Origin of the sequence: Providencia sp. PROV252 (genome assembly GCF_033676005.1) — a bacterium.
Lineage (GTDB): Bacteria > Pseudomonadota > Gammaproteobacteria > Enterobacterales > Enterobacteriaceae > Providencia > Providencia vermicola.
Genome location: NZ_CP096294.1, coordinates 3,858,777 through 3,881,144 on the forward strand (window position 1 = coordinate 3,858,777; position 22,368 = coordinate 3,881,144).

At 43.6% G+C, this 22,368-nt stretch carries 21 protein-coding genes and 1 pseudogene; 8 read left to right on the forward strand and 14 right to left on the reverse strand.

The annotated features are described in order from the left end of the window. Positions 1-136: 136 nt before the first annotated feature. The 5 genes from livF to M1F05_RS17795 form a co-directional block, all read right to left on the reverse strand. Positions 137-838, reverse strand: a complete 702-nt coding sequence (gene livF, locus M1F05_RS17775; RefSeq protein WP_206083507.1) for a high-affinity branched-chain amino acid ABC transporter ATP-binding protein LivF — start codon at positions 836-838, stop codon at positions 137-139. Then, positions 838-1,617 (reverse strand): high-affinity branched-chain amino acid ABC transporter ATP-binding protein LivG, encoded by a 780-nt coding sequence (gene livG, locus M1F05_RS17780; RefSeq protein WP_206083506.1) that lies wholly within the window; start codon positions 1,615-1,617, stop codon positions 838-840. The genes livF and livG overlap by 1 nt, the downstream gene beginning before the upstream one ends. Then, entirely contained in the window at positions 1,614-2,885 is a 1,272-nt protein-coding gene (locus M1F05_RS17785; RefSeq protein WP_206083505.1) for a high-affinity branched-chain amino acid ABC transporter permease LivM, read from the reverse strand. Before M1F05_RS17785 ends, livG begins: the two co-directional genes overlap by 4 nt. Then, positions 2,882-3,808 carry a high-affinity branched-chain amino acid ABC transporter permease LivH gene (livH, locus tag M1F05_RS17790; protein WP_206083504.1) on the reverse strand — a complete coding sequence of 309 codons (927 nt, stop codon included), beginning with the start codon at positions 3,806-3,808 and terminating at the stop codon, positions 2,882-2,884. Before livH ends, M1F05_RS17785 begins: the two co-directional genes overlap by 4 nt. A gap of 103 nt (positions 3,809-3,911) precedes the next feature. Further along, on the reverse strand, positions 3,912-5,021 hold the full coding sequence (locus M1F05_RS17795; RefSeq protein ID WP_206083503.1) for a branched-chain amino acid ABC transporter substrate-binding protein: 1,110 nt from the start codon (positions 5,019-5,021) through the stop codon (positions 3,912-3,914). Positions 5,022-5,400: 379 nt separating this feature from the next. On the opposite strand from M1F05_RS17795, the gene panM reads away from it, so the two are divergent. Both panM and M1F05_RS17805 read left to right on the forward strand, forming a co-directional pair. After that, positions 5,401-5,826, forward strand: coding sequence for an aspartate 1-decarboxylase autocleavage activator PanM (gene panM / locus M1F05_RS17800; RefSeq protein WP_206083502.1), 426 nt, complete (start codon positions 5,401-5,403; stop codon positions 5,824-5,826). Continuing rightward, positions 5,813-6,202: a VOC family protein gene (locus M1F05_RS17805; RefSeq protein ID WP_206083501.1), complete on the forward strand. Its 390-nt coding sequence runs from the start codon at positions 5,813-5,815 to the stop codon at positions 6,200-6,202. The genes panM and M1F05_RS17805 overlap by 14 nt, the downstream gene beginning before the upstream one ends. Positions 6,203-6,304: 102 nt before the next feature. Here the strand turns inward: M1F05_RS17805 and rpoH are convergent, their stop codons facing one another. From rpoH to ftsY, 4 genes are all read right to left on the reverse strand, one after another. Then, positions 6,305-7,180: an RNA polymerase sigma factor RpoH gene (gene rpoH, locus M1F05_RS17810; RefSeq protein WP_206083500.1), complete on the reverse strand. Its 876-nt coding sequence runs from the start codon at positions 7,178-7,180 to the stop codon at positions 6,305-6,307. A gap of 275 nt (positions 7,181-7,455) precedes the next feature. After that, entirely contained in the window at positions 7,456-8,433 is a 978-nt protein-coding gene (gene ftsX / locus M1F05_RS17815; RefSeq protein ID WP_206083499.1) for a permease-like cell division protein FtsX, read from the reverse strand. Beyond that, the gene (ftsE, locus tag M1F05_RS17820; protein ID WP_206083498.1) at positions 8,426-9,091 is read right to left on the reverse strand and encodes a cell division ATP-binding protein FtsE; all 666 of its coding nucleotides are present in this window, start codon (positions 9,089-9,091) and stop codon (positions 8,426-8,428) included. Before ftsE ends, ftsX begins: the two co-directional genes overlap by 8 nt. Before the next feature lie 6 nt (positions 9,092-9,097). Continuing rightward, complete coding sequence (ftsY, locus tag M1F05_RS17825; RefSeq protein ID WP_206083497.1) at positions 9,098-11,164, reverse strand: signal recognition particle-docking protein FtsY; 2,067 nt, start codon at positions 11,162-11,164, stop codon at positions 9,098-9,100. A gap of 275 nt (positions 11,165-11,439) precedes the next feature. On the opposite strand from ftsY, the gene rsmD reads away from it, so the two are divergent. Both rsmD and M1F05_RS17835 read left to right on the forward strand, forming a co-directional pair. Continuing rightward, the gene (gene rsmD / locus M1F05_RS17830) at positions 11,440-12,021 is read left to right on the forward strand and encodes a 16S rRNA (guanine(966)-N(2))-methyltransferase (protein WP_206083496.1); all 582 of its coding nucleotides are present in this window, start codon (positions 11,440-11,442) and stop codon (positions 12,019-12,021) included. A 9-nt stretch (positions 12,022-12,030) separates the two neighbouring features. Then, positions 12,031-12,327 (forward strand): DUF1145 family protein, encoded by a 297-nt coding sequence (locus M1F05_RS17835; protein WP_206083495.1) that lies wholly within the window; start codon positions 12,031-12,033, stop codon positions 12,325-12,327. Between the two features lies 1 nt (position 12,328). Here the strand turns inward: M1F05_RS17835 and M1F05_RS17840 are convergent, their stop codons facing one another. Beyond that, positions 12,329-12,679, reverse strand: coding sequence for a DUF2500 family protein (locus M1F05_RS17840; RefSeq protein ID WP_206083494.1), 351 nt, complete (start codon positions 12,677-12,679; stop codon positions 12,329-12,331). 122 nt (positions 12,680-12,801) lie between these two features. Here M1F05_RS17840 and M1F05_RS17845 point away from each other — a divergent pair, with 122 nt between their 5' ends. The 3 genes and pseudogenes from M1F05_RS17845 to M1F05_RS17855 form a co-directional block, all read left to right on the forward strand. Beyond that, positions 12,802-13,431, forward strand: a complete 630-nt coding sequence (locus M1F05_RS17845) for a lysoplasmalogenase (RefSeq protein ID WP_206083493.1) — start codon at positions 12,802-12,804, stop codon at positions 13,429-13,431. A 155-nt stretch (positions 13,432-13,586) separates the two neighbouring features. After that, positions 13,587-15,989 carry a zinc/cadmium/mercury/lead-transporting ATPase gene (locus M1F05_RS17850; protein WP_206083492.1) on the forward strand — a complete coding sequence of 801 codons (2,403 nt, stop codon included), beginning with the start codon at positions 13,587-13,589 and terminating at the stop codon, positions 15,987-15,989. 190 nt (positions 15,990-16,179) lie between these two features. Beyond that, positions 16,180-16,788: pseudogene (locus tag M1F05_RS17855) on the forward strand (Rpn family recombination-promoting nuclease/putative transposase); the annotation flags it as partial. On the opposite strand, the gene tusA reads toward M1F05_RS17855, so the two are convergent. Further along, positions 16,789-17,043 (reverse strand): sulfurtransferase TusA, encoded by a 255-nt coding sequence (gene tusA, locus M1F05_RS17860; protein ID WP_206083491.1) that lies wholly within the window; start codon positions 17,041-17,043, stop codon positions 16,789-16,791. 166 nt (positions 17,044-17,209) lie between these two features. Here tusA and M1F05_RS17865 point away from each other — a divergent pair, with 166 nt between their 5' ends. Next, positions 17,210-17,878, forward strand: coding sequence for a 7-cyano-7-deazaguanine/7-aminomethyl-7-deazaguanine transporter (locus tag M1F05_RS17865; RefSeq protein ID WP_206083490.1), 669 nt, complete (start codon positions 17,210-17,212; stop codon positions 17,876-17,878). 86 nt (positions 17,879-17,964) lie between these two features. Here the strand turns inward: M1F05_RS17865 and glpC are convergent, their stop codons facing one another. Genes glpC through glpA form a run of 3 tightly spaced genes read right to left on the reverse strand, consistent with a single transcriptional unit; the run spans position 17,965 to position 22,095 of the window. Continuing rightward, positions 17,965-19,158, reverse strand: coding sequence for an anaerobic glycerol-3-phosphate dehydrogenase subunit GlpC (gene glpC, locus M1F05_RS17870; RefSeq protein ID WP_206083489.1), 1,194 nt, complete (start codon positions 19,156-19,158; stop codon positions 17,965-17,967). Continuing rightward, positions 19,155-20,450 carry a glycerol-3-phosphate dehydrogenase subunit GlpB gene (glpB, locus tag M1F05_RS17875; RefSeq protein WP_206083488.1) on the reverse strand — a complete coding sequence of 432 codons (1,296 nt, stop codon included), beginning with the start codon at positions 20,448-20,450 and terminating at the stop codon, positions 19,155-19,157. Before glpB ends, glpC begins: the two co-directional genes overlap by 4 nt. Then, positions 20,440-22,095 (reverse strand): anaerobic glycerol-3-phosphate dehydrogenase subunit A, encoded by a 1,656-nt coding sequence (gene glpA, locus M1F05_RS17880; protein ID WP_206083487.1) that lies wholly within the window; start codon positions 22,093-22,095, stop codon positions 20,440-20,442. The genes glpB and glpA overlap by 11 nt, the downstream gene beginning before the upstream one ends. Positions 22,096-22,368: the final 273 nt, after the last annotated feature.

Here is a 22,368-nt window from a genome sequence, read left to right on the forward strand (position 1 = left end):
GAAAATTTAATTTTCTAAATCATTCGCGTTGTGGCTAGGCGGCAAGTGAAGCTAAGCCCTAGGAACATACACAAGTATGTGACTAGGGTTAGTGAACGAAGCCAACACCGCCACAGCACGAAGGGAGACGAAAATTTTAGCCACCGAGATAAGCGCTGCGCACTGCCTCATTAGCCAATAACGCTTTCCCGCTATCTTCTAGCACTATGTGCCCATTTTCCAATACATACCCACGATCAGCGAGTTTTAGGGCTTGATTCGCATTTTGCTCCACGAGGAAAATTGTCATTCCCTCTTCCCGCAGCTGCTGGATAGTGTCAAATATCTGCATAATGATGATTGGCGCTAGTCCCAATGAAGGCTCATCCAGTAGCAATAATTCAGGTTGGCTCATCAATGCTCGTCCGATTGCCAACATCTGCTGCTCCCCACCAGACATCGTCCCTGAACGCTGAGTACGACGCTCATATAACCTAGGAAACAGCTTATACACTCGCTCAATGCGTTCTAGATATTGTTGGCGCGTGGCAAAAAAGCCGCCCATCGCAAGGTTTTCTTCCACAGTCATACGGGAAAAAACTCGTCGCCCTTCTGGCACAAGTGCAATATCTTCACGCATTATTTTTGAGGTCGGTAACTGAGTAATATCCACATCACGATACAATACTTGCCCTTCAGAGGCCCTTGGATCACCGCAAAGCGTGCTTAAAAGCGTGGTTTTACCCGCCCCATTTGCCCCAATCAGGGTGACAATCTCACCCTTTTGGATATTTAAGCTAATCTCATGTAATGCTTGAATTTTTCCATAATGAGCAGAAACTTTTTTAAATTCTAACATCAGTAAGCTTCCCCCAAATAGGCTTTAATAACATCAGGATGCTGGCGTATTTCACTCGGTGTGCCATTCGCCAATGGTGTGCCCTGATTGACGACGTAAATGCGATCTGAAATTCCCATGACCAGCTTCATATCATGTTCAATTAATAAAATTGAAACATTATGATGAGTCCGTAATTCGGCAATTAAATCATCTAAATCATTGGTTTCTTTTGGGTTAAGCCCTGCTGCGGGTTCATCTAACATTAAAATTTCAGGGCGTGTCACCATACAGCGTGCAATTTCTAACCGACGTTGCTGGCCATAAGCTAAGTTACCCGCTTGCCGATTGGCAAATGGTAGTAAATCCACACGTTCTAACCACTTAACTGCATTGTCTAAAGCCTCAGACTCTGCGCGGCGAAATGCTGGCGTTTTCAAAAGCCCTGAAAAAATACCACTTTTTAAATGCTGATGCTGCGCGACCAACAGGTTTTCGATGACAGTCATTTCCTTAAATAACCGCACATGTTGGAATGTGCGGATCACACCAAGACGCGCAATAGCTTGCCCTGTTAGACCTTCGAGATGCTTTTCTCGATACAAAATCGTTCCACTAGTTGGCTTATAAAACCCCGTTAAACAATTGAAAATGGTTGTTTTCCCTGCACCATTTGGCCCAATTAGAGAAACAATTTCCCCTTGATTAAGGGTAAGCTCAACATTATTCACAGCAAGTAGACCACCGAAGCGCATGGTTAACCCGCTGACTTGTAATAAAGGCGTGGTTAATTGGCTCATACCCCCTCCCCTTCAGGTATTTTTTTCACCTGAACTTGACGGCGTTTCATCGGCAATAAGCCTTGCGGTCGCCAAATCATCATTAACACCATCAATGCACCCAGCAATAACATGCTGTATTGGTTGAGGTCACGCATCATTTCCCTTGATACAACTAAGATAATCGCCGCTAAAATAACAGAGGTTTGTGAGCCCATTCCCCCCAGTACCACGATGGCTAAAACAAACGCGGACTCAACAAATGTAAATGATTCAGGGCTAATAAACCCTTGCCTTGCGGCAAATAACGTTCCCGCAAACCCCGCAAATGCGGCACTGATAGTGAATGCAGTGAGTTTGATACGCGTCGGGCTTAAGCCAAGTGAACGACATGCAATTTCATCTTCACGCAGAGCTTCCCAAGCGCGGCCTAATGGCATCCGCAGTAATCGATTGATCACAAATAGGGTTAAAACCACCAGCAATAAAGCGACAAAATAAAGGAAAATGATCCGATCGCCTGGATTGTAATCTAACCCAAAAAAGTTATGGAAAGTATCCCAGCCATCTTTTGCTGTTCGGCTAAATTCGAGGCCAAAAAACGTCGGTTTTGGCAATTGGCTGATCCCATTCGGACCTCCCGTAATCTCCGTATTATTCAGTAATAAAATACGGACAATTTCCCCAAAACCCAACGTTACGATGGCGAGGTAATCTCCCCTTAACCTTAGAACTGGAAAGCCCAGTAAAAAACCAGCCAATGCGGCTGTTAGCCCTGCTATTGGTAAGCTTTCCCAGAAACCAAAGCCATAATAATGGTTTAACAAACCAAAGGTATAAGCGCCAATCGCATAAAAGCCAGCATAACCTAAAACCAATAAGCCCGATAAGCCCACAACCACGTTTAACCCCAACCCTAACATCACATAAATAAGGGTTAAGGTGGCGATATCAACGCTTCCACGTGAAACAATAAATGGCCAAATGATAGCTGCGATAATGATAACAACAGCAAGAATTTTTTGCTTAGTCGTCGAGCCGTCAAAATCAGGGATCGACCACGCTTTTTTAGGTACACCTTGCCAAACCTTGCTTAAGGTTGGGCGAACCAATTGATAAACAAAAATGATCGCAATCCCAGCGATGATCCAGTTCCAACGAACAGAATCCCCCACGGTTACCACCAATTTCGTACCATCCAGCGCAAGCTGTAAGCCCATCATAAATAAGGCTAAAACAAAGAAGGTTGCCGATGCCACAATGGCATTAATCCAATTTTCTTTTCTCATACCTTTTCGACCTCCGGACGTCCCAGAATGCCGGTCGGCATGATTAACAGAACACCAATTAATAAACCAAATGACACAACATCCTTGTATTCAGTACTTAAATAAGCAGAAGTCATCGCCTCTGCAACTCCGAGGATCAAGCCACCTAACATAGCACCTGGAATACTGCCGATCCCACCTAATACTGCAGCAGTAAAAGCTTTCATTCCTGCCATAAAGCCAATGTAAGGATTGATCACACCATAAAATTGCCCCAATAAAACCCCTGCTACAGCAGCCATTGCAGCACCGATCACAAAGGTTAGTGAGATAACACGGTCAGTATTGATCCCCAATAAACTGGCCATTTTGAGATCTTCAGCACAAGCACGGCAAGCACGCCCCATTTTCGAATAGCGAATAAAAAGGGTTAATGCCAACATGGCAAGGAGCGTAACCACCCAAATAGTGAGCTGCATTTTTGTCACGGTTGCTTCAAAACCATCGCTTTCCCCTAATACCCACTGGCCTGTAATTAAGCTAGGTAATGCAAGATCGCGGGAGCCTTGAGACAAGCTGACATAGTTTTGCAAGAAGATTGACATTCCGATCGCTGAGATTAATGCGATCAGACGTTTAGAATGGCGCACTGGCCGATAAGCGACTCGCTCGATGCTCCAACCATACGCACTGGAAACGATGATCGCCGCAATAAAGGCGGCTGCTACGAGGATCCAACCAACATCAATCCCTAGCATCATCAAGCCTGCAATCACGATAAAAGAGACGTAGCTCCCAATCATATACACTTCACCGTGGGCGAAGTTAATCATCCCAATGATGCCATACACCATCGTATAACCAATAGCGATCAACGCATAGGTGCTGCCAAGGGTTAATCCATTAAGAAATTGCTGAATAAAATAAAGAATTTGATCTGACATAAGACTTTCCTTTCGAACTGCTTGTCCTGAATAGAGAACAGAAGCCGGAAGCGAGTCAACTCACTTCCGGTTATTGTTCACTACGTTGGAACACTACTGGGTACTATTTTATAGGAGTGGAAGTCCCATCTTTGTGCCATTCAAACACACCAAATTCGAACCCTTTCAGGTCACCATTTGGTTGCCAGCTCAGTGTACCCATCACGGTATCTACTGGATTTGCTTTCAGATCTTTGACTAAGTCTTCAGGTTCAATGCTCCCTGTACGTTCCATTGCAGTGGTTAAACCTTGGATTGCCGCATAAGTTGTCCACACAAATGGCCCCGTTGGGTCTTCTTTTTTCGCTTTGATGGCATCAACAATTGGTTGGTTAGTTGCGACTTGGTCATAACGTTTTGGCAATGTCACTAACATCCCTTCAGATGCATCACCTGCAATGTTAGACAGCGAAGAGTTACCCACACCTTCAGGCCCCATAAAGCGAATATTCAGGCCTGCCTGTTTTGCTTGGCGTAAAATTTGCCCCATTTCTGGGTAGTAACCACCAAAGTAAACAAAGTCCACGTTCTCTTTTTTCAGCTTCGCGACTAAGGCAGAAAAATCTTTGTCTCCAGCCGTGACACCTTCAAACATCACTTCTTTCGTCCCTGCTTTATTGAGGCTTTCACGAACAGAACGCGCTAAACCTTCACCATATTGTTGTTTATCATGAACAACAGCGATACGTGACGGCTTAATTTCTTCAAGAATATATTTCGCTGCCGTAGGGCCTTGGTCAGAGTCCAAACCCGTTGTACGCAGCACCATTTGGTAACCACGTGTCGTTAAATCCGCATTGGTTGCCGCAGGCGTGATCATGATAATGCCTTCATCTTCATAGATATCCGATGCAGGTTGTGTGGAAGAGGAGCACAAATGACCAATAACATGGCGAATTCCGTCATTGATAACTTTGTTTGCAACCGCAACCGCTTGTTTCGGATCACATGCATCATCGTATTCAACGGCAACTAATGTGTTGCCATTGATCCCACCCTTTGCATTAATATCTGCAATCGCTTGGCGAGCACCTGTAAACTCCATATCACCATATTGTGCGACAGGGCCAGACATCGCGCCCACAACTGCTATTTTAATTTCCTTCGCCCATCCTGCTGAGCTGAACGCCATTGCGATGCAGCCCGCTAATACTGCTTTATTTATATTCTTCATTTTATCGTCCCCGTCTTCATGGTTCTGAGTGTTTGTGTTTGATTTATAATCGTTTATTATGGTTGACAGGTACAATGCCTGATATTTCAAAATACAGCGAATAAGGCTATATATTTCATAGTATTAAACAAGATAATTATGCTAAATAGCAAATGGATATGGTAGGTTATTACATTAGATGCAGAATAAAAAACTGATGTGTTTAAGTAGGTTTTTTGTAAATACTAGTGTTATATTCTAGTTAAATTTAAATTAATCCGAGTGAAACTCGGAAAATGCAGTCTGACAAAATTTTTCTCTCTAAAATCAAAAAATCGGTTACAGATCACTCTGGCAGGACGAGTAGCTGCAACCCTTGCAGGGAAACAGATAAAACATCATGAGACTCACTATTATCCCTTTGGTCAATCCTACTGAGCAGCAGTACCAAGACTTGGATAAAATCTGGCCAGACCAGAAGATTGATAAACGTGTACAACCGCTCGGTGAAATGCACTTAATTTATGCAGCCCGCTTTAATGATAGATTACTTGCCGCAGCAAAAGTCACCATCGACCAAAGACAAGGCATTATTGATGATTTTTGCGTGCGAGAAGTCACTCGTAGGCGCGGTGTTGGCCTTTATTTATTACAAGAAATACACCGAGCACACCCAGAAGTCATGGTATGGCAATTTAAGTTTAATCAGTTAGATGAAAAACAAGTTCAAGTCATGCATGCATTTTTAACCACTTGTGGATTTCACGCCACTTCACAGACTGGTGTATGGAAACTCATCGTAGGCCATTTAAATGAAATTAAATAAAATTCACCATATTGCGATTATTGCTTCCCACTATGAAGTCAGTAAAGATTTTTACTGCCGCATTTTAGGGCTGAATTTACTTAGTGAACATTATCGCCCTCACAATGACTCATGGAAGGCCGATTTAGCATTTGGTGAGCTCTATCAAATTGAATTATTTGGCTTTTCAAACCCACCAGCAAGGCCTAGTTACCCTGAAGCCGCAGGGCTTCGCCATTTGGCTTTTAGCGTTGATAAGTTAGATGAGTGGATTGCCTATTTAACAAAACAAGGCATTACATGTGAAGCGGTGAGGACCGATCCCTATACACAAAAACGATTTACGTTTTTTGCTGACCCTGATGGCCTGCCGTTAGAGTTGTATAGTGATGAATAAATATGAAGTCTGCTGCAGTTAGCTGTATAACTTATTGATATGAGCATCTGCATTTATTCCCTCTTAGAGGCAATAAATGCAGATAACTTTAGGTGAAATGAACTACATTTCGTCGTCGTTTTCTTCCATCGCTAGACGCAATTTTTTCATTGCGTTTTTTTCCAACTGACGAACACGTTCTGCAGAAACACCGTATTTATCGGCTAATTCCTGCAATGTGGTTTTGTTGTCGTCATCTAACCAACGAGCACGAATGATATCTTGGCTGCGCTCATCTAATGAGTCTAGCGCATCCGCTAAACGATCAGTTGCATGGCTTTCCCAGTTATCATCTTCAATTGAGCCAGCAAAGTCAGATGATTTATCCTGTAAAAATAATACAGGCGCAACAGGGCCTCCGAAATCAGCACTGTCGTCGTCATCTGACATATCAAATGCCATGTCTTGCGCCGCCATGCGTGATTCCATTTCGCGGACATCTTTGGTACTCACACCAAGCTCTTGGGCGACCATATCGACTTCGTCTTGATTAAACCAACCAAGACGCTTCTTATTTTTTCTTAAGTTAAAAAATAATTTACGCTGCGATTTTGTAGTGGCAACTTTAACAATTCGCCAATTACGCAAAACATATTCATGAATTTCCGCTTTGATCCAATGCACGGCAAAGGAAACGAGGCGCACTCCCACTTCAGGGTTAAAACGGCGCACGGCTTTCATCAGGCCGATATTACCCTCCTGAATTAAGTCCGCTTGCGGTAAACCATAACCTGCATAACTACGAGCAACGTGAATAACAAAGCGCAAATGCGATAAGATCAGTTGCTTTGCAGCATCCAGATCGCCGTTATAATGCAGCCGTTCAGCAAGTTCCTTTTCTTCCTCAGCGGTCAGCATTGGGTAAGCATTAGCAGCTCGAACATAGGCTTCAATACTTCCTTGCGGAACAAGCGTTAATGATTGCATGTCTTTGGTCATTCAGATCCTCTATAAATATTAGGAATGAAATTTATTCGATGTTGATAACCATCATATAGGTTAACAATGAAAAAACGATATGCTGTAAACAAGTAGATAGTCTACCAGTTTCACCGCATTAAATAAATTATATACAAGAATTGTTAACGGTGGGTCAATATAGGACAAAACAATTCAGACTAAGTTCATTCTTAAAGTCAATATCTAATATAATCAAGGGCTAGGGTAATATAACCACCAATAGCCCTTACTGAAAATGACAAGAAAACAAACGGTTACTCAGGTGTAAAATGACGTAAATGTTGTAATGTGGCTAACCATGCCGCAATCCACCCCACCATCGCTGACAATAAAAGGATTAATAGGGATTCTTCCCAAAGTAACCCCTCAATATGAAATTGTGTGCCAAACACACTCGCGACTTGTGCCACACCACTACCTAGTTGCCAAACCAATAAGAAGGTCATGATCAGCGAAATAATCGCCCCCACACCACCGAGCACAATGCCGCCGTTTAAAAATGGCCGCATAATAAAACCATCTGTCGCACCAATTAATTTCATTACATTAATGGTGTCTCGCCTTGCGAAGATATTGAGACGAACACTATTACCTATCACTAAGAACAAAGACACAATCATGAGAAGACCAATGACTGAAGCTATTTTGCCCACCAGGCTCGTCAAGGCAGCAAGCCGCGCAAACCAGCTATCGTCCATACGTACTTCTTCAATACCATCAACTTGGCCGACTCTATCCCTTAATGTCGTTAAGACATCCGACCCTTCAAAATCAATTTTGGGTGTGATGATAGCCACAGCTGGTAATGGGTTTTCTTCTAGCATATCTAATGCGGTACTAAAGCCTGACCAACTGCGAAACTCGCTCATGGCTTGATCCCGTGATAAATAATTCACATGATCAACGCCTTCAAGTGCTTGCAGTTGCGTTACGACATTTTGCCCACCTTGTTCATCAAGGGATTTATCCAGATAAACCGTAAGTTGTGGCGTCGGATACCACTGTGCCGCAGCTTGAGATACGTTTTTCCAAACCACATAACATAAACTTGGCAAAGTTAATGAAATCGCAATCACCATGATGGTCAAAAAGGTTGCCAAAGGCTGTCTGAGCATATCTGCCAGTGCATTCAACCAAGAATAACGCCATTGTTCGCGCCATCCCCCTTTGAGTGCCTTGCTTTTTGATTGCATTGCACGTTCAGGCTTGGCTCTTCGAGCATTTTTAGCCATGTTGACCTCCAAGCATCCGACCTTCACTTAATGTCAGAACACGGTAGTTACGGCGCTCAATCAACGCAACATCATGGGTTGCCATCAAAACTGTCACTCCCACACGGTTAAACTCTTCAAACAACCGCATAATCCCTTCCGATAATTCACCATCAAGGTTACCCGTTGGCTCATCTGCCAAGAGCATTGTCGGCTTATTAACCACTGCGCGAGCAATGCCCACACGCTGTTGCTCACCACCAGATAATTGAATTGGAAAGTTTTTTGCTTTGTCTAATAAGCCCACTTTATCCAATGCCGCAGAAACACGTCGACGAATATCTTCCGTGCTTGCACCAGAGATAATTAGTGGCATCGCAACGTTGTCATACACTGTACGGTCAAATAGCAGGTGATGATCTTGAAAAATCATTCCAATCTGCCGACGCAGAAAAGGGATCTCCCGATTTTTCAATCGACTAATATCATGACCATTAAACAGAATATGACCCGCACTTGGGCGCTCTATGCCGCAAATGAGTTTGAGTAACGTACTTTTACCTGCGCCTGAGTGGCCTGTTAGAAATGCCATCTCCCCGGGTTGTAGATGAAAATCAACCCCTTGGAGAGCTTGGCGGCCACCGCGATAAGCTTTACTAACGTGTTCAAAGCGAATCATCGAAAATTATTCCTCTCGGGCAAATAGGGCCTCGATAAAGTCATCGGCTTTAAATGGACGTAAATCTTCAATCCCTTCACCGATACCAATATAACGAATTGGAATACCAAATTGATCGGCAATCGAGAAAATTACGCCACCTTTTGCTGTACCATCGAGCTTAGTCAATGTTATACCTGTCAGACCTACCGCTTCGTCAAAAAGTTTCGCCTGACTCACCGCATTTTGTCCTGTGCTCGCATCCAGCGTTAACATAATTTCATGCGGTGCGCTTTCATCCAGTTTTTTCATTACTCGGACGATTTTCTTTAATTCTTCCATCAGATGTGATTTATTTTGTAAGCGGCCCGCGGTATCCGCAATCAACACATCTACACCTTTGGCTTGGGCAGACTGAATAGCATCAAAAATAACAGACGCTGGATCTGCACCTGTGTGTTGCGCAACAACAGCGATTTTATTGCGTTCACCCCAAACTTGTAATTGCTCTACCGCAGCAGCACGGAATGTATCCCCCGCAGCCAACATCACGCTTTTGCCTTCAGATTGATATTGGCGAGCCAATTTACCAATCGTAGTGGTTTTACCGACACCATTAACCCCAACCATAAGAATAACATAGGGTTTTTTATCTTCGATCACGAGCGGTTTATCGACTTTCGCTAAAATATCAGACATTTCCTCACGCAATTTACCATACAGCGCTTCGGCATCTTTGAGATCTTTACGGCTTGCATGAGCCGTGAGGTTGTCGATAATTTTACGTGTTGTCTCAACGCCAACATCCGCAATTAGCAACTGTTCTTCTAATTCGTCAAATAAATCATCGTCAATTTTCTTACCCGTAAATAAGCTAAGAAAACCTGACCCCAGATTTTGACGAGTTTTTAATAACCCTTTCTTCAGCCTAGCAAAGAAACCCTCTTTTTTCGGTTTTTCTTGCTCTTTTGATAAACTATTTTTTTCCTCTTCCAAACGAAGACGTTCAGCTTCTGCTTCTTCTTCAGCTAAACGCGCAGCTTCCGCGGCTTGGCGCTCTTGTTCTGCTTGCTCTTCGGCTAAACGCGCGGCTTCCGCAGCTTGGCGTTCTTGTTCCGCTTGCTCTTCGGCTAAACGCGCAGCTTCCGCAGCTTGACGCTCTTGCTCTGCTTGTTCTTCCGCTAAACGCACAGCTTCCGCGGCTTGGCGTTCTTGTTCCGCTTGCTCTTCAGCTAAACGCGCAGCTTCCGCGGCTTGGCGTTCTTGTTCCGCTTGCTCTTCGGCTAAACGCGCAGCTTCCGCAGCTTGGCGTTCTTGCTCTGCTTGTTCTTCCGCTAAACGCGCAGCTTCCGCAGCTTGGCGCTCTTGCTCTGCTTGTTCTTCCGCTAAACGCGCAGCTTCCGCGGCTTGGCGTTCTTGTTCCGCTTGCTCTTCGGCTAAACGCGCGGCTTCCGCAGCTTGGCGTTCTTGCTCTGCTTGTTCTTCAGCTAAACGCGCAGCTTCAGCGGCTTGGCGTTCTTGCTCTGCTTGCTCTTCGGCTAAACGGGCAGCTTCTTGCAGTTCACGTTCAGCTTTGTCCTCTGCTGCTTTAATCGCGGCCAAATCGGCTTGACGTTGCTGCTCTGCTGCGTCTTCTGCGGCCTTGACCGCAGCCAATTCAGCTTCACGCTGACGCTCTAACTCTTCTTCAGCAAGGCGTTGAGCCGCTTCTTCTTGGCGATCACGCTCTGCCTTTTCTTCAGCTAAACGCGCTTCTTCTGCTGCAAAACGCTCACGTTCTGCTTGCTCTTGCGCAGCTTGGATCGCCTCTAGCTGAGCCTTACGTTCAAGTTCTGCTTGTTCTGTTGCGGCTTCTATTGCGGCTTGTTGCGCTTCATACTGGCGCTCAGCTTCATCCTCTGCTGCTTTAATCGCAGCTTGCTCCGCTTGGTATTGACGTTCTGCTTCTGAGGCAGCGGCATCTTCTACAGGGTGTTGATTTTCAACCTCATTTGCAGCTTCTTCCTGCTGAGCTTGTTGTTTTTGAGTCTCTTCTTCATCTTTACGACCAAAACCTAGCCATGAAAAAAAGCCTTTTTTCTTGTCTTTAGCCATCTGCCACTACACTCCTCGCGGTAAAAATATGGCGCTCGATAATCAAATCGCAATCAAATTACATGCAGTCTATCATTTCATCGCCTCGCAACACATATCTGAAAGAAAAATCCTGACAATTTAATCGGAATTTTTATGTTAAAACTGTGAAAACGACACGCTATAATCGAAATTCAGCCAATTGGGGATAACAACACTGCAACTTATCGCCTGACAGGTATACAATGGTAACAATCATTTTTAAGTACACAATTAGCTAAGTAGCAATACATATTATGGCAAGAAAACCACAATCAGCCCCTTTAGGGCAAATTCGTATTATTGGTGGGAAGTGGCGTGGTAGAAAGTTACCAGTCCGTGATAGTGAGGGCTTACGTCCAACTACAGACCGCATCAAAGAAACATTATTTAATTGGTTAATGCCAGTTATTCGTGATGCGCGCTGCCTTGATTGCTTTGCAGGAAGTGGCTCACTCGGTTTTGAGGCGCTTTCACGTTTTGCGCAAAACGTCACATTTATTGAGCTGGATAAACAAAACTCACAATTGCTCACTGAAAATAAAGCGCGTTTACAGGCAGAGGATGCAACCGTTATTAATAACAGTAGCCTGACCGTATTAAGCCAACAGGGAAGCCCTTTTGACGTGGTATTTATTGACCCTCCATTTCGTAAAGGCTTGCTCACTGAAACAATTCAATTACTCGAAAAAAACCAATGGTTAGCAGACGAAAGCTGGGTATACGTAGAGTCAGAAGCGGAGTCACCACTTACTGACCTTCCAGCAAACTGGCAGCTTCATCGTGAAAAAATTGCGGGCCAAGTTGCCTATCGCTTATTTATTCGAACCTCACTTTAGGAAAAAAGTATGTTAATTAACGTTGGTCGCCTGCTTATGATTTGCGTTTGGGGTTTTATGGTATTCAACTTGATCCACCCATTTCCTAAGCCATTGAAATATTTTATGGATATCGCAATGGTCTTTATGATTTTCATGCATGCATTGCAAACCATTTTCCTAAAAGCCACATTACCTAAAGGCGAAAAAATTTCAGGTTTAGTGCAAACTCGCATCTTTTTCTTTGGGGTATTCGAAATGTTAGCGATGCAGAAAAAAACCAAGGCTGCCTTAGACGAAGCGAAAAAAAAACAATCAGGGCAATAAGTTAATTTGGCTCAAAACGGATAAAACGCGTTCCTTGTAGAGTGAGTTTACCTTCTCGACCTAACTCAACACCGCGATATTGTTCTTCTGTTACAATGGATTTAATCACTTCGCCACTGGATAACGTTTTAAAATAAATCTCGTAGCGAAAAGTTTCAGGGGAAACCACATCACGTTCTCGGGAACGCATATTGGGATAAGGATAATCTTTTTTGTTATCTACTTTTACTAAGTAACTAACAGGTAAAGAATTATCGTTGATTTCATTTTGCTTGCGTTGGTCAAAAAAACGTTTAGTCGCAAGCACGGCAATGATTGCAATAACGATAATCAATAATATTGGTTTATTCATAATTTGTGCATTTCGCTTAAAAAGTTCCTAACTATAGTTTATCTTATTTGTAGAAACAGAACACGTTATCTCAGTGAGCGACCCTTTGTCGTTTCATTTATTGAACTTATAAGGATATGTGTATGATTAGTTGGCCATTTCTTGCAGTGCTTTTTTCTGGCTGGTTATATGTCGATGCGGCCTATCGCGGTCCAGGATGGCAACGTTGGTTATTCCGCCCTATCACGCTGTTATTGTTACTTTTTTGGGGCTGGAGTTCCGATGATTTAAATCTACAAAATTACCTTATTCTTGGTGGGTTGTTGGTTTCACTGATTGCAGATCTCTCACGAATGTTTTCAAGTGAACACTTACTAACTTCTGTCACCCTCATGTTCCTTAGCTACCTGATTTACACGATTAGCTTTGGTATGCAATTAAACTTTGGTTTATTTTTGCCTTGGTTAGCCGCGCCTCTCATTATTGCTGCTATCACACTTGTTCTTATTTGGGGCAAGTTGGAAAACCTACAAGCCATTGTTTTTGCATCTTTAATCATGTGTATGATTATGGCTTGGGTCGCTGGCGATCAATATTTTGGCCTTGGGCGTGAATATAACTTCTCCATAATGGTGGGGGCATCGCTGCTTTTCTTATCTAACTGCGTGTGGTTAATTGCCCATTTTCGCTTACCATTCAAAGCCTCAAAAGCGGTTGTTGCTGCATTATATTTCCTTGGACAATTTTTTATTGTCCGCGCAATTTATTTATAACGCCTCCTGCAATAAGTGCCAATTGATAAAAAATGCTATTTGAGAATTTTATCAGTTGGCTTCCCTCTTTTCGTTTGACTCTGGAGTAGACTCCAGAGTGTAGACTTATCAACAATCAGTGATGGAACTCATTATAGTTGGATAAGGGGGCGCTTATGCACTCACACTCTCATAAAGAAAATCATACACATACAAGCTCTTGCTGTTCAAGCACAAGTGCATGTTCATCCACTGTGCCACAAAAAAGTACACTGGCGAGTAATGACTCACATGTTCATGAGCATAGCGACGTCAAAAAACACCCTGATGACGATGAGGAATCCCACCGACACAGTGGTGGATGTCACTCAGATCACAACCATGGAGAGCATTCCCATGGGGCTCACGAGCACCAACATAGTGGTAGTTGTGGAGTAACAGCAAACACCACTGATGAAGTTGAACCTTTGCAAGCCGCTGGGCAGCGTTTTAGCTGGATTATCCGTGGGATGGATTGCCCAAGCTGCGCCAATAAAATTGAAAATGCTGTTGGCCAAATCGGCGACGTCAAACAAGCCAAGGTCTTGTTTGCTACTGAAAAATTAGTGGTTGATGCAAATACTAACATCAGTGCAGCGGTTCGTTCTACCGTAGAAGCTGCTGGCTATGAATTACTCGAAGTCGGTAGTAATAACGCGGCGGCTATTGCACCACCACAAAGCTTACTGAGCGAAGCTAAGCCAGTCATTATCTTAGCAATATTGATGGCAATCAGCTGGGGAATTGAAGCATTTAGCCCGAAAATCGGGAACATCGCCTTTATTTTAACCACCTTATATGGGTTATACCCTATCGCGAGTAAGTCATTACGTTTAATTCGAACGGGCACCCCTTTTGCTATCGAAACATTGATGACCGTTGCCGCTGTAGGGGCAATTTTTATTCAAGCTACAGAAGAAGCCGCTATGGTTATCTTACTGTTTATGCTAGGAGAAATGCTCGAGTCCTATTCGGCAGGTCGAGCTCGTCGCGGGGTCAGCGCATTAATGGCTCTGGTTCCAGAAGATGCAATTCTCATTAAAGATGGGCAAAAAACCACAGTTCCTGTTGCACAACTGCGCCCTGGGGACATTATTGAAGTCGCACCAGGCGGGCGTTTACCAACGGATGCCGTGTTAGTTTCAGGTTTTGCGAGCTTTGATGAAAGTGCACTAACAGGGGAATCCGTTCCTGTTGAACGCAACGCAGGTGAAAAAGTCGCAGCAGGTTGCTTATCCGTTGACCGTGCAGTTCAAATGAAAGTGGTTTCAGAGCAAGGCCAGAACGCGATTGACCGTATTTTGCAGCTGATTGAAGAAGCAGAAGAACGCCGTGCACCTATTGAGCGCTTTATCGACCGCTTCAGCCGTATTTATACGCCGATTATCATGTTAATTTCAGCGTTAGTGATTATTATCCCACCAATTTTCTTTTCTGCACCTTGGGAAACATGGATCTACCGCGGTTTAACATTACTCTTAATTGGTTGTCCATGTGCGCTTGTGATATCAACGCCTGCGGCAATAACCTCAGCCCTTGCAACAGCAACACGTCGCGGTGCATTGATTAAGGGTGGCGCAGCACTTGAGCAACTCGGTACCATCACCACTATCGCATTAGATAAAACAGGTACGCTGACGGAAGGTAAACCCCACGTCACTAACTTGGTTCCTGTTGATGGAATGACCGAAAGTGAGTTAGTCCAAATCACAGCATCTGTTGAAGTTGGCTCACACCACCCATTGGCAAAAGCAGTGGTAAATAAAGCAGAAGAGCTCTCTTTAGCTGTAACTGAAGCACAAGACCGTAAAGCGCTTGCAGGAAAAGGTGTCGAAGGGTTCCTGAATAATAAGCACATACTAGTCAGTGCACCGAATCGCTTAGAGACGCCATTAGAAAATGAATGGCAAAGCAAAGTTGAAGCATTGGAAGCTGAAGGTAAAACGGTCGTTGTCACATTGGAAGATAACCGAGTTATTGGTTTAACTGCGCTACAAGACACATTACGCACAGATGCCACTGATGCGATGAGCATGCTCAAAGCGCTCAATGTCAATGCCGTCATGTTAACGGGGGATAACCCGCGTGCTGCGGGAGCAATTGCAGGCCAATTAGGTATGGAGTTCCGTGCGGGTTTACTACCAGAAGATAAAGTCACCGCAGTTATGGAGCTGAACCGTAACCATAGCACCATGATGGTCGGTGATGGCATTAACGATGCCCCTGCAATGAAAGCGTCGAGCATTGGTGTGGCAATGGGTAGTGGTACTGACGTTGCGTTAGAAACCGCGGATGCCGCTTTAACTCATAACCGTTTAACAGGCTTACCAGAAATTATTGCGCTATCCCGTGCAACGCGGAAAATTATCCGTGAAAACATCACGATAGCGCTTGGGCTAAAAGGCGTATTTTTAGTCACAAGTTTACTCGGGATCACTGGACTTTGGGTAGCAGTGCTTGCGGACTCAGGTGCAACCGCACTTGTAACCGCGAATGCTGTACGGTTACTTCGAGTAAAATTACCTCAAGTGAAAAAGTAGTGTTTCATCAACTAAGCAAAGCGCCCAATGTGGCGCTTTTTTTTTCGAATCACAACTTAATATAATCAATTATTACAATTAGTTAATTACCATCTCATCCATAATTTTAGGACAAACTTTTTATCCGTGAGTCCGAAAGTTGCGTAAAATTACCCACGTAAGCAAGCTATTTGTTAAGTGGGAAATCAATATGGTAAAACAGCGTGATTCAACACCCAATGACGCCGCCTTTAAAGGGTTTATGTCTAAAGTAGATAATGCGCGTGACTTTTTTGATATCCACCTTCCCCCATATTAAGCAATTATGCCATTTCGACACATTAGCGATAACCAACACATTTTTTATTGATAAACAGCTGTATTCGCGTTTCTCAGATGTCTTGTATACCGTCGAAACACAGCAAGGTGATGGGTATATTTATATGTTAGTTGAGCACCAATCATCGCCAGATAAGCTAAGGGGATGGCGGTTGATGCATTACGCTTTTTAGCCATGAATCAACATCTACAACAAGGCAATAAAGACTTACCGTTAGTTGTACCTGTATTATTTTACCACGGAAAAGTGAGCCCTTATCCATATGCTCAACCTTGGACACATTACTTTCGTTGGCCAGATGTCGCATCAGATTTATATAGCAAAACATTTCCCATTGTTGATATCACGGTTATTGATGATGAACTCGTCAATCATCGCAAAGTTGCCGTCATGGAGCTTGCGATGAAACACAAGGACTTACGCGATGAATTTCAACGGGTTGTTCCCTTGTTGGCTCAAGCGCTCAACCAGCACTATAACCTATAATCCGCTGGCTTTTTTACGTAACAAATAACGGTAAGGGGCGCTTTCAGCTTCAACCGCCAGCAAGTCATGCTCCATAAAACGGCAAAAACCGGGAATATCACGGGTCGTTGCAGGGTCATCGGCAATAACCAGTAATGTCTCGCCTTCGGCCATATTCCGAACCGTTTTACGCACTAACATCACGGGCTCTGGGCAGCGTAAGCCTAGTGTATCAAGGGTTTTGGTTGCATTATTAAATAAATCAGACATATAAACGACTTCTTAAAAGAATCAATGGATTGATTATATAATAAAATGCGCGTTGATGAATGAACAGTTTTGCTTTTGTTGCGCAACAGGCGTATGATGCGCTACTCCCGATTTAGGGATGAATATCATGGGTTCCCTCACCCCATTGCGACTAAAAAGGTACAATATGTTTGATTTTACTCCGCAGCAAAAAGCCACTGCGTTAATTTGGCTATCTTTATTTCATATTTTAATTATTACATCCAGTAACTACCTTGTGCAGTTGCCGATTAATATTTTCGGCTTCCATACCACTTGGGGCGCGTTTACCTTTCCCTTTATCTTTTTGGCCACTGACTTAACCGTCCGTATCTATGGCGCACCGCTTGCTCGGCGAATTATTACGGCAGTCATGTTGCCTGCACTGCTGATTTCCTATGTTATTTCTGCGCTATTTTTTCAAGGTGAATGGCAAGGTTTTACTGCGCTCTCTGAGTTTAATATATTCGTTGCGCGTATTGCTGCCGCAAGTTTTATGGCATATGTACTTGGGCAAATATTAGATGTCAGCGTTTTCAATAAATTACGTCAAAATGCACGCTGGTATGTTGCACCTGCTTGCGCCATGTTTTTTGGTAATTTAATTGATACCATCGCTTTCTTCTTTATCGCCTTTTTCCGCAGTAGTGACCCATTTATGGCGGCAAACTGGGTGGAAATCGCGTTAGTCGATTACGTCTTTAAGTTACTTATTTGTATGCTCTTTTTCTTACCTGCTTATGGCGTTTTACTGAATTTCATCTTGAAATACTTCTTTGCAAATTCAGAAAAAAAACAATTAATTCGTCAACATTAAGCATAAAAAAGGAGATAGCGAAATGCTATCTCCAACTGGGTTAAACTCAGCTAAAACAAAGAATAACAACCCTACAATTCAGTTAACTATAATGCTTTTGCTAAGAGTGAAATTGGGTGCTCACATTTCTTACTTGTGGACATCTCAATTTGCCATTTACAGGTTTCACAGTCTGTAATGACCATATCAGCCCCACTTTCCTCTATCTGGCGGAATAGCCCTGCACCAATGCCTTGTGAAACTTCATAATTCTCTTTCTTAAACCCGTAAGTCCCTGCAATACCACAGCACTGGGAATCAAGTACTATTAACTCAACACCAGGCACGCGTTTTATTAACTCTAGCGTATAAGATGTCCAACCCATTTTTTCCATGTGGCATGGAGTATGGTAGGCGACTTTTAATGGTGTGTGTTTCAACTTAAGCTCTCGCCCCTGCTCTAAAAGACGGTAAATATAACGCGTTGCCAGCTCGATATTGTCACGCATTTCTGAGGTATCTACATCCAATACATGGGTATATTCATCACGGATTGTAAATGTACACGTCGACGATGTTGCGACCACAGGTATATGTTTTTCTAAGATCGTTTCTTGGAGTGATTCTAAGTTAACGTTAGCTTGGCGTTTCGCTTGTTTCATAAAACCGTTAGCAATCAATGCAACACCACAGCATTTTTCACGTTTAAGCAGTTGCACACCAATATTCATCCCATTAAAGACTTTAATTAAGTCTTTCCCTAACTGCGGGTGATTATAATTGACATAGCAACCATGGAAAAACGCAACCTGCTCTTCAAATTTAGCTTGTTCTGCCGCTTGCTTAGAATACCAACGACGGAATGTCCCAAATGAATATTTAGGCAATTCACGGCGATGGTCTATTTTTAACGCCTTATCCAAAATTTGGCGAACAGGTTTTAACCCTGTAATAGTATTTACCACGGGAGCAAATGGCGTAGAAAGTGAGCCCATTAAATCCGTATGGCTGAGGATTGCATCGCGGATTTTCGGTTTTTGCTGGCTATAGGTATTTCTTGCACGGGCAATAATATCGCCAATTTTTACATCCGATGGGCAAGCAACTTCACAACGTTTACAGTTAGTACAATATTTAAGAGCTTCATCATAGAGCATCGGGTCTTTTAAGCGTAAACGCTCACCGTCTGGCCCCGCTTGTTTTGGGCCCGGATACAATGGATTCACTTTCGCGACGGGGCAATATGTCGTGCATACCGTGCATTTAATACAGCTTTCAAAGCTTGCATCTTGAATACTCATTGTGCCACCTCCACCTGCATCGCTTTGTTTTTACTCACTTCATTAATGATTTCATTCGCGGCAAATAATGCGCTAATCATTGAAACCCCCGCACCGCAGCCTTGGGTTAATGGGTCAAAGCCACCAAGTACCGCTCCTGCAACATACAGGTTTTCAATCGCTTTTCCCGCTTTTTGAGCCCGCAGATTTTCATCTGTTTTCACACCAAAGGCCATATAAGGTTGGGAAGCAAAAAACTCTTGATTGGTCCATTTCGCACGTTCTGAAATTTCACACAAATCTAAATTCATCAGCGGTTCATACACACGGTCAAACTCAGCGACTAAACCATTATTAAAGAAGCTCCCCGTTGCCAACACAAAATGTTTAGCCTTGAGCGAAATATCCCCGTGATTGCGAGTCTGCACAGATTCAATACGGCCTTCTGAATGATTTACCGATGTCACTTTGTCCCCTGGCATGACAATCCCACCTTGGCGACGAAATTGACGTAATAGCATCTCATGCAGGCGAATACCTAATAATGAAGGTGGTAAAGTGGGTAATAAATACAGTTGCTTACCTAATCGTTTCTGTAATTCCAACATTGGCTGTTCGCTGTCCAGCCCTATACAAGCAGGCATAAAAACAGCTTCGGCATCAGCAATTAATGGCGAAATCTCCCCAACGATTTGGTCCATGTTTTCGGGTCTGTCGAGCCAACGAGCGACATTAATCGCTCTAAACTCACTTGGGTTTTCGCGCAGTCGGTCAAGTAGAGGCAAATGCACATAATGAGCACTTGCCTGTATTCCTTCTCGTTGTAACTCATCGGCTACCATTTGTGGCTGAAAATCCAAGAACCCTTCAATACCGACAACGGCAATTTTGCTGACATCCATTTTTTGATGTAAGCCAATGGTAGGGACTGACTCAGGGCTCAGCCACGTCATGCGTTTATGGCCTAACGGTGTGATGCGATAATGATTTTCTTCGCAAGAACCTTTTAAGCGAATTCCCGTTTGCTGCAAGATGGATTCTGCCATTCTAGCCAGCTCAGTCACTTGATTTTCCCCCATCAAACTATAGGGGTGAAAAGGTGCTTGCGATTTTAACTCACTAAGCATTGTCAGTGGTTTTTCTGCAATTTGGCCATCAGGTAAATGCGTTAATAAATCCAATGAACCCGATGAAAAATGCAGCGCATTTTGCCCAGCACTCACCATCGCACAAGATAGACCAGACTGGGTTAGGCGAATACCGCAAAGCAGCCCCGCGAGGCCACCTCCCATCACAACCACATCATATTTCATTATCCGCCTCCTTCTGAGATGCTTTGCCTAATGTGGCTTCATTCATCCCACATAACCCATGATAAACCCAACTGGTAAACTCGCTTTCGCGCAATGCATCCCCCCAAGCGATGGGGCGAACGCCCTTCCAACGCTCATTGAGAAAATGACCAAGTTGCTGCTCAGTTTCATGCGGTGTCGTGACATTAAACCGATTGAGTAAACCTGCCGCTCGACAAGCACACAGCTCTCCTTGGCAAGTTCCCATCCCAACGCGGGTACGGCGACGTAAATCCAATAAATTGTTTACAGTGAGCGAATTGACGGCATAACGTACTTCTCCTGCCGTTACAGCTTCACATTCGCACACTAAACTTTTATCTAAACGATCGGTACTTAAAATAGCGGAAGCACGGTCACCGTGGCGGTAAACCGCAGAACCACGAATTGGTGCAGGTATAGAAACCACGTTGCGCAAGGCTTCTTCCGCGCTGTGTTGAGAACCTGGCAGTGCAGCTTCAGCCGTTGTACATTTTGCTGAATGACCGAGTTTTTCACAGACTTTATCCGTTGCCCATTCTGCCATCAGTCGATAAGTCATTAATTTACCGCCTGTAATGGTGATAAAGCCTTCCATCCCATCGCGTTTCGCATGGTCTAAAAGCACTATTCCACGGCTCACATTTCGCCCTGAAGGGTCATCATCGCTAGCTACTAAGGGACGAACGCCTGCATAGGCGCGTAAAATGCGCGTTGTCGCCAATGCGGGTGATAACATCGAACCTTCACGAATAAGAATATCAACCTCTTCTGGGGTGACATACATATTGTCGATTTGGTCATATTCAATGTGTGTGGAAGTCGTTCCAATCAGCGAAATTGTATCGCCAGGCACTAAAATGTCCGCATCCGCAGGCTTACGGCAGCGGTTGATCACCATGTTATTTAGCCGATGACCTAAAATGAGCAATGCCCCTTTTGCAGGGAACATTTTAATTTTTAACTCACCGTATTCGGCAATTTTTTGTCCCCAGATCCCGCCTGCGTTAACGACAATTTCTGCGTAAATGTCATACTGTTTTTTTACCTGATGGTCGTAAACTGTCACACCGCGAACAGTATCACCATCGCGAATAAGGCCAATAACCTCATGGTAAGTCAGTACTTTTGCACCATGTTCTCTGGCATCTAACATATTTGCAGCCGTTAAGCGGAATGGGTCTACGGTGCCATCGGGCACGCGAACAGCACCAATTAATGCGGGGTTAACTGATGGCTCAAGACGGATAGCTTCTGCAGGGTCAATGGCATTAGCGTCAATACCTGCACTTTGGCAAGCCGTGATAAATTTCTGCTGATAATCGAGGCTATCTTCAGGCAATGTAATAAACAAACCATCCGTTCGCTCAATACAATGATGAGCAATTCGCTTTAAGATTTTGTTCTCTTCAATACATTCTCTGGCAGATTCACCGTCGGTAACTGCATAACGTGCACCACTATGAAGTAATCCATGGTTACGCCCTGTTGCACCAGTCGCAATGTCATGCCTTTCGAGTAAAACGGTTCTTAAACCTCGGCGAGCGCAGTCACGAGCGACTCCTGCACCTGTTGCGCCACCACCGATAATGATGACATCCGTTTCAGTCACAGATGAGCCATTCATGTCACATTCCTCACATTAATAAATAATTTCTATAATCGATAAGTATAGATTCTATTTTTATAATCTATTATTAAATATAGACCAGAAACGTGCTCAATGTTTGATAAGGAACAAAAACGAAAGCGATCTGTACATTTTTAGGGTTAAAAAGAACAGAATCGTGATGAAAATCACAAAATAATTAACATTTCTAGTTCCATTCCATTCACAAATGTCATTTACTATGCAACTTCATAAACAAAATCAATAATTGTGCGTTGGATTACAGATAAA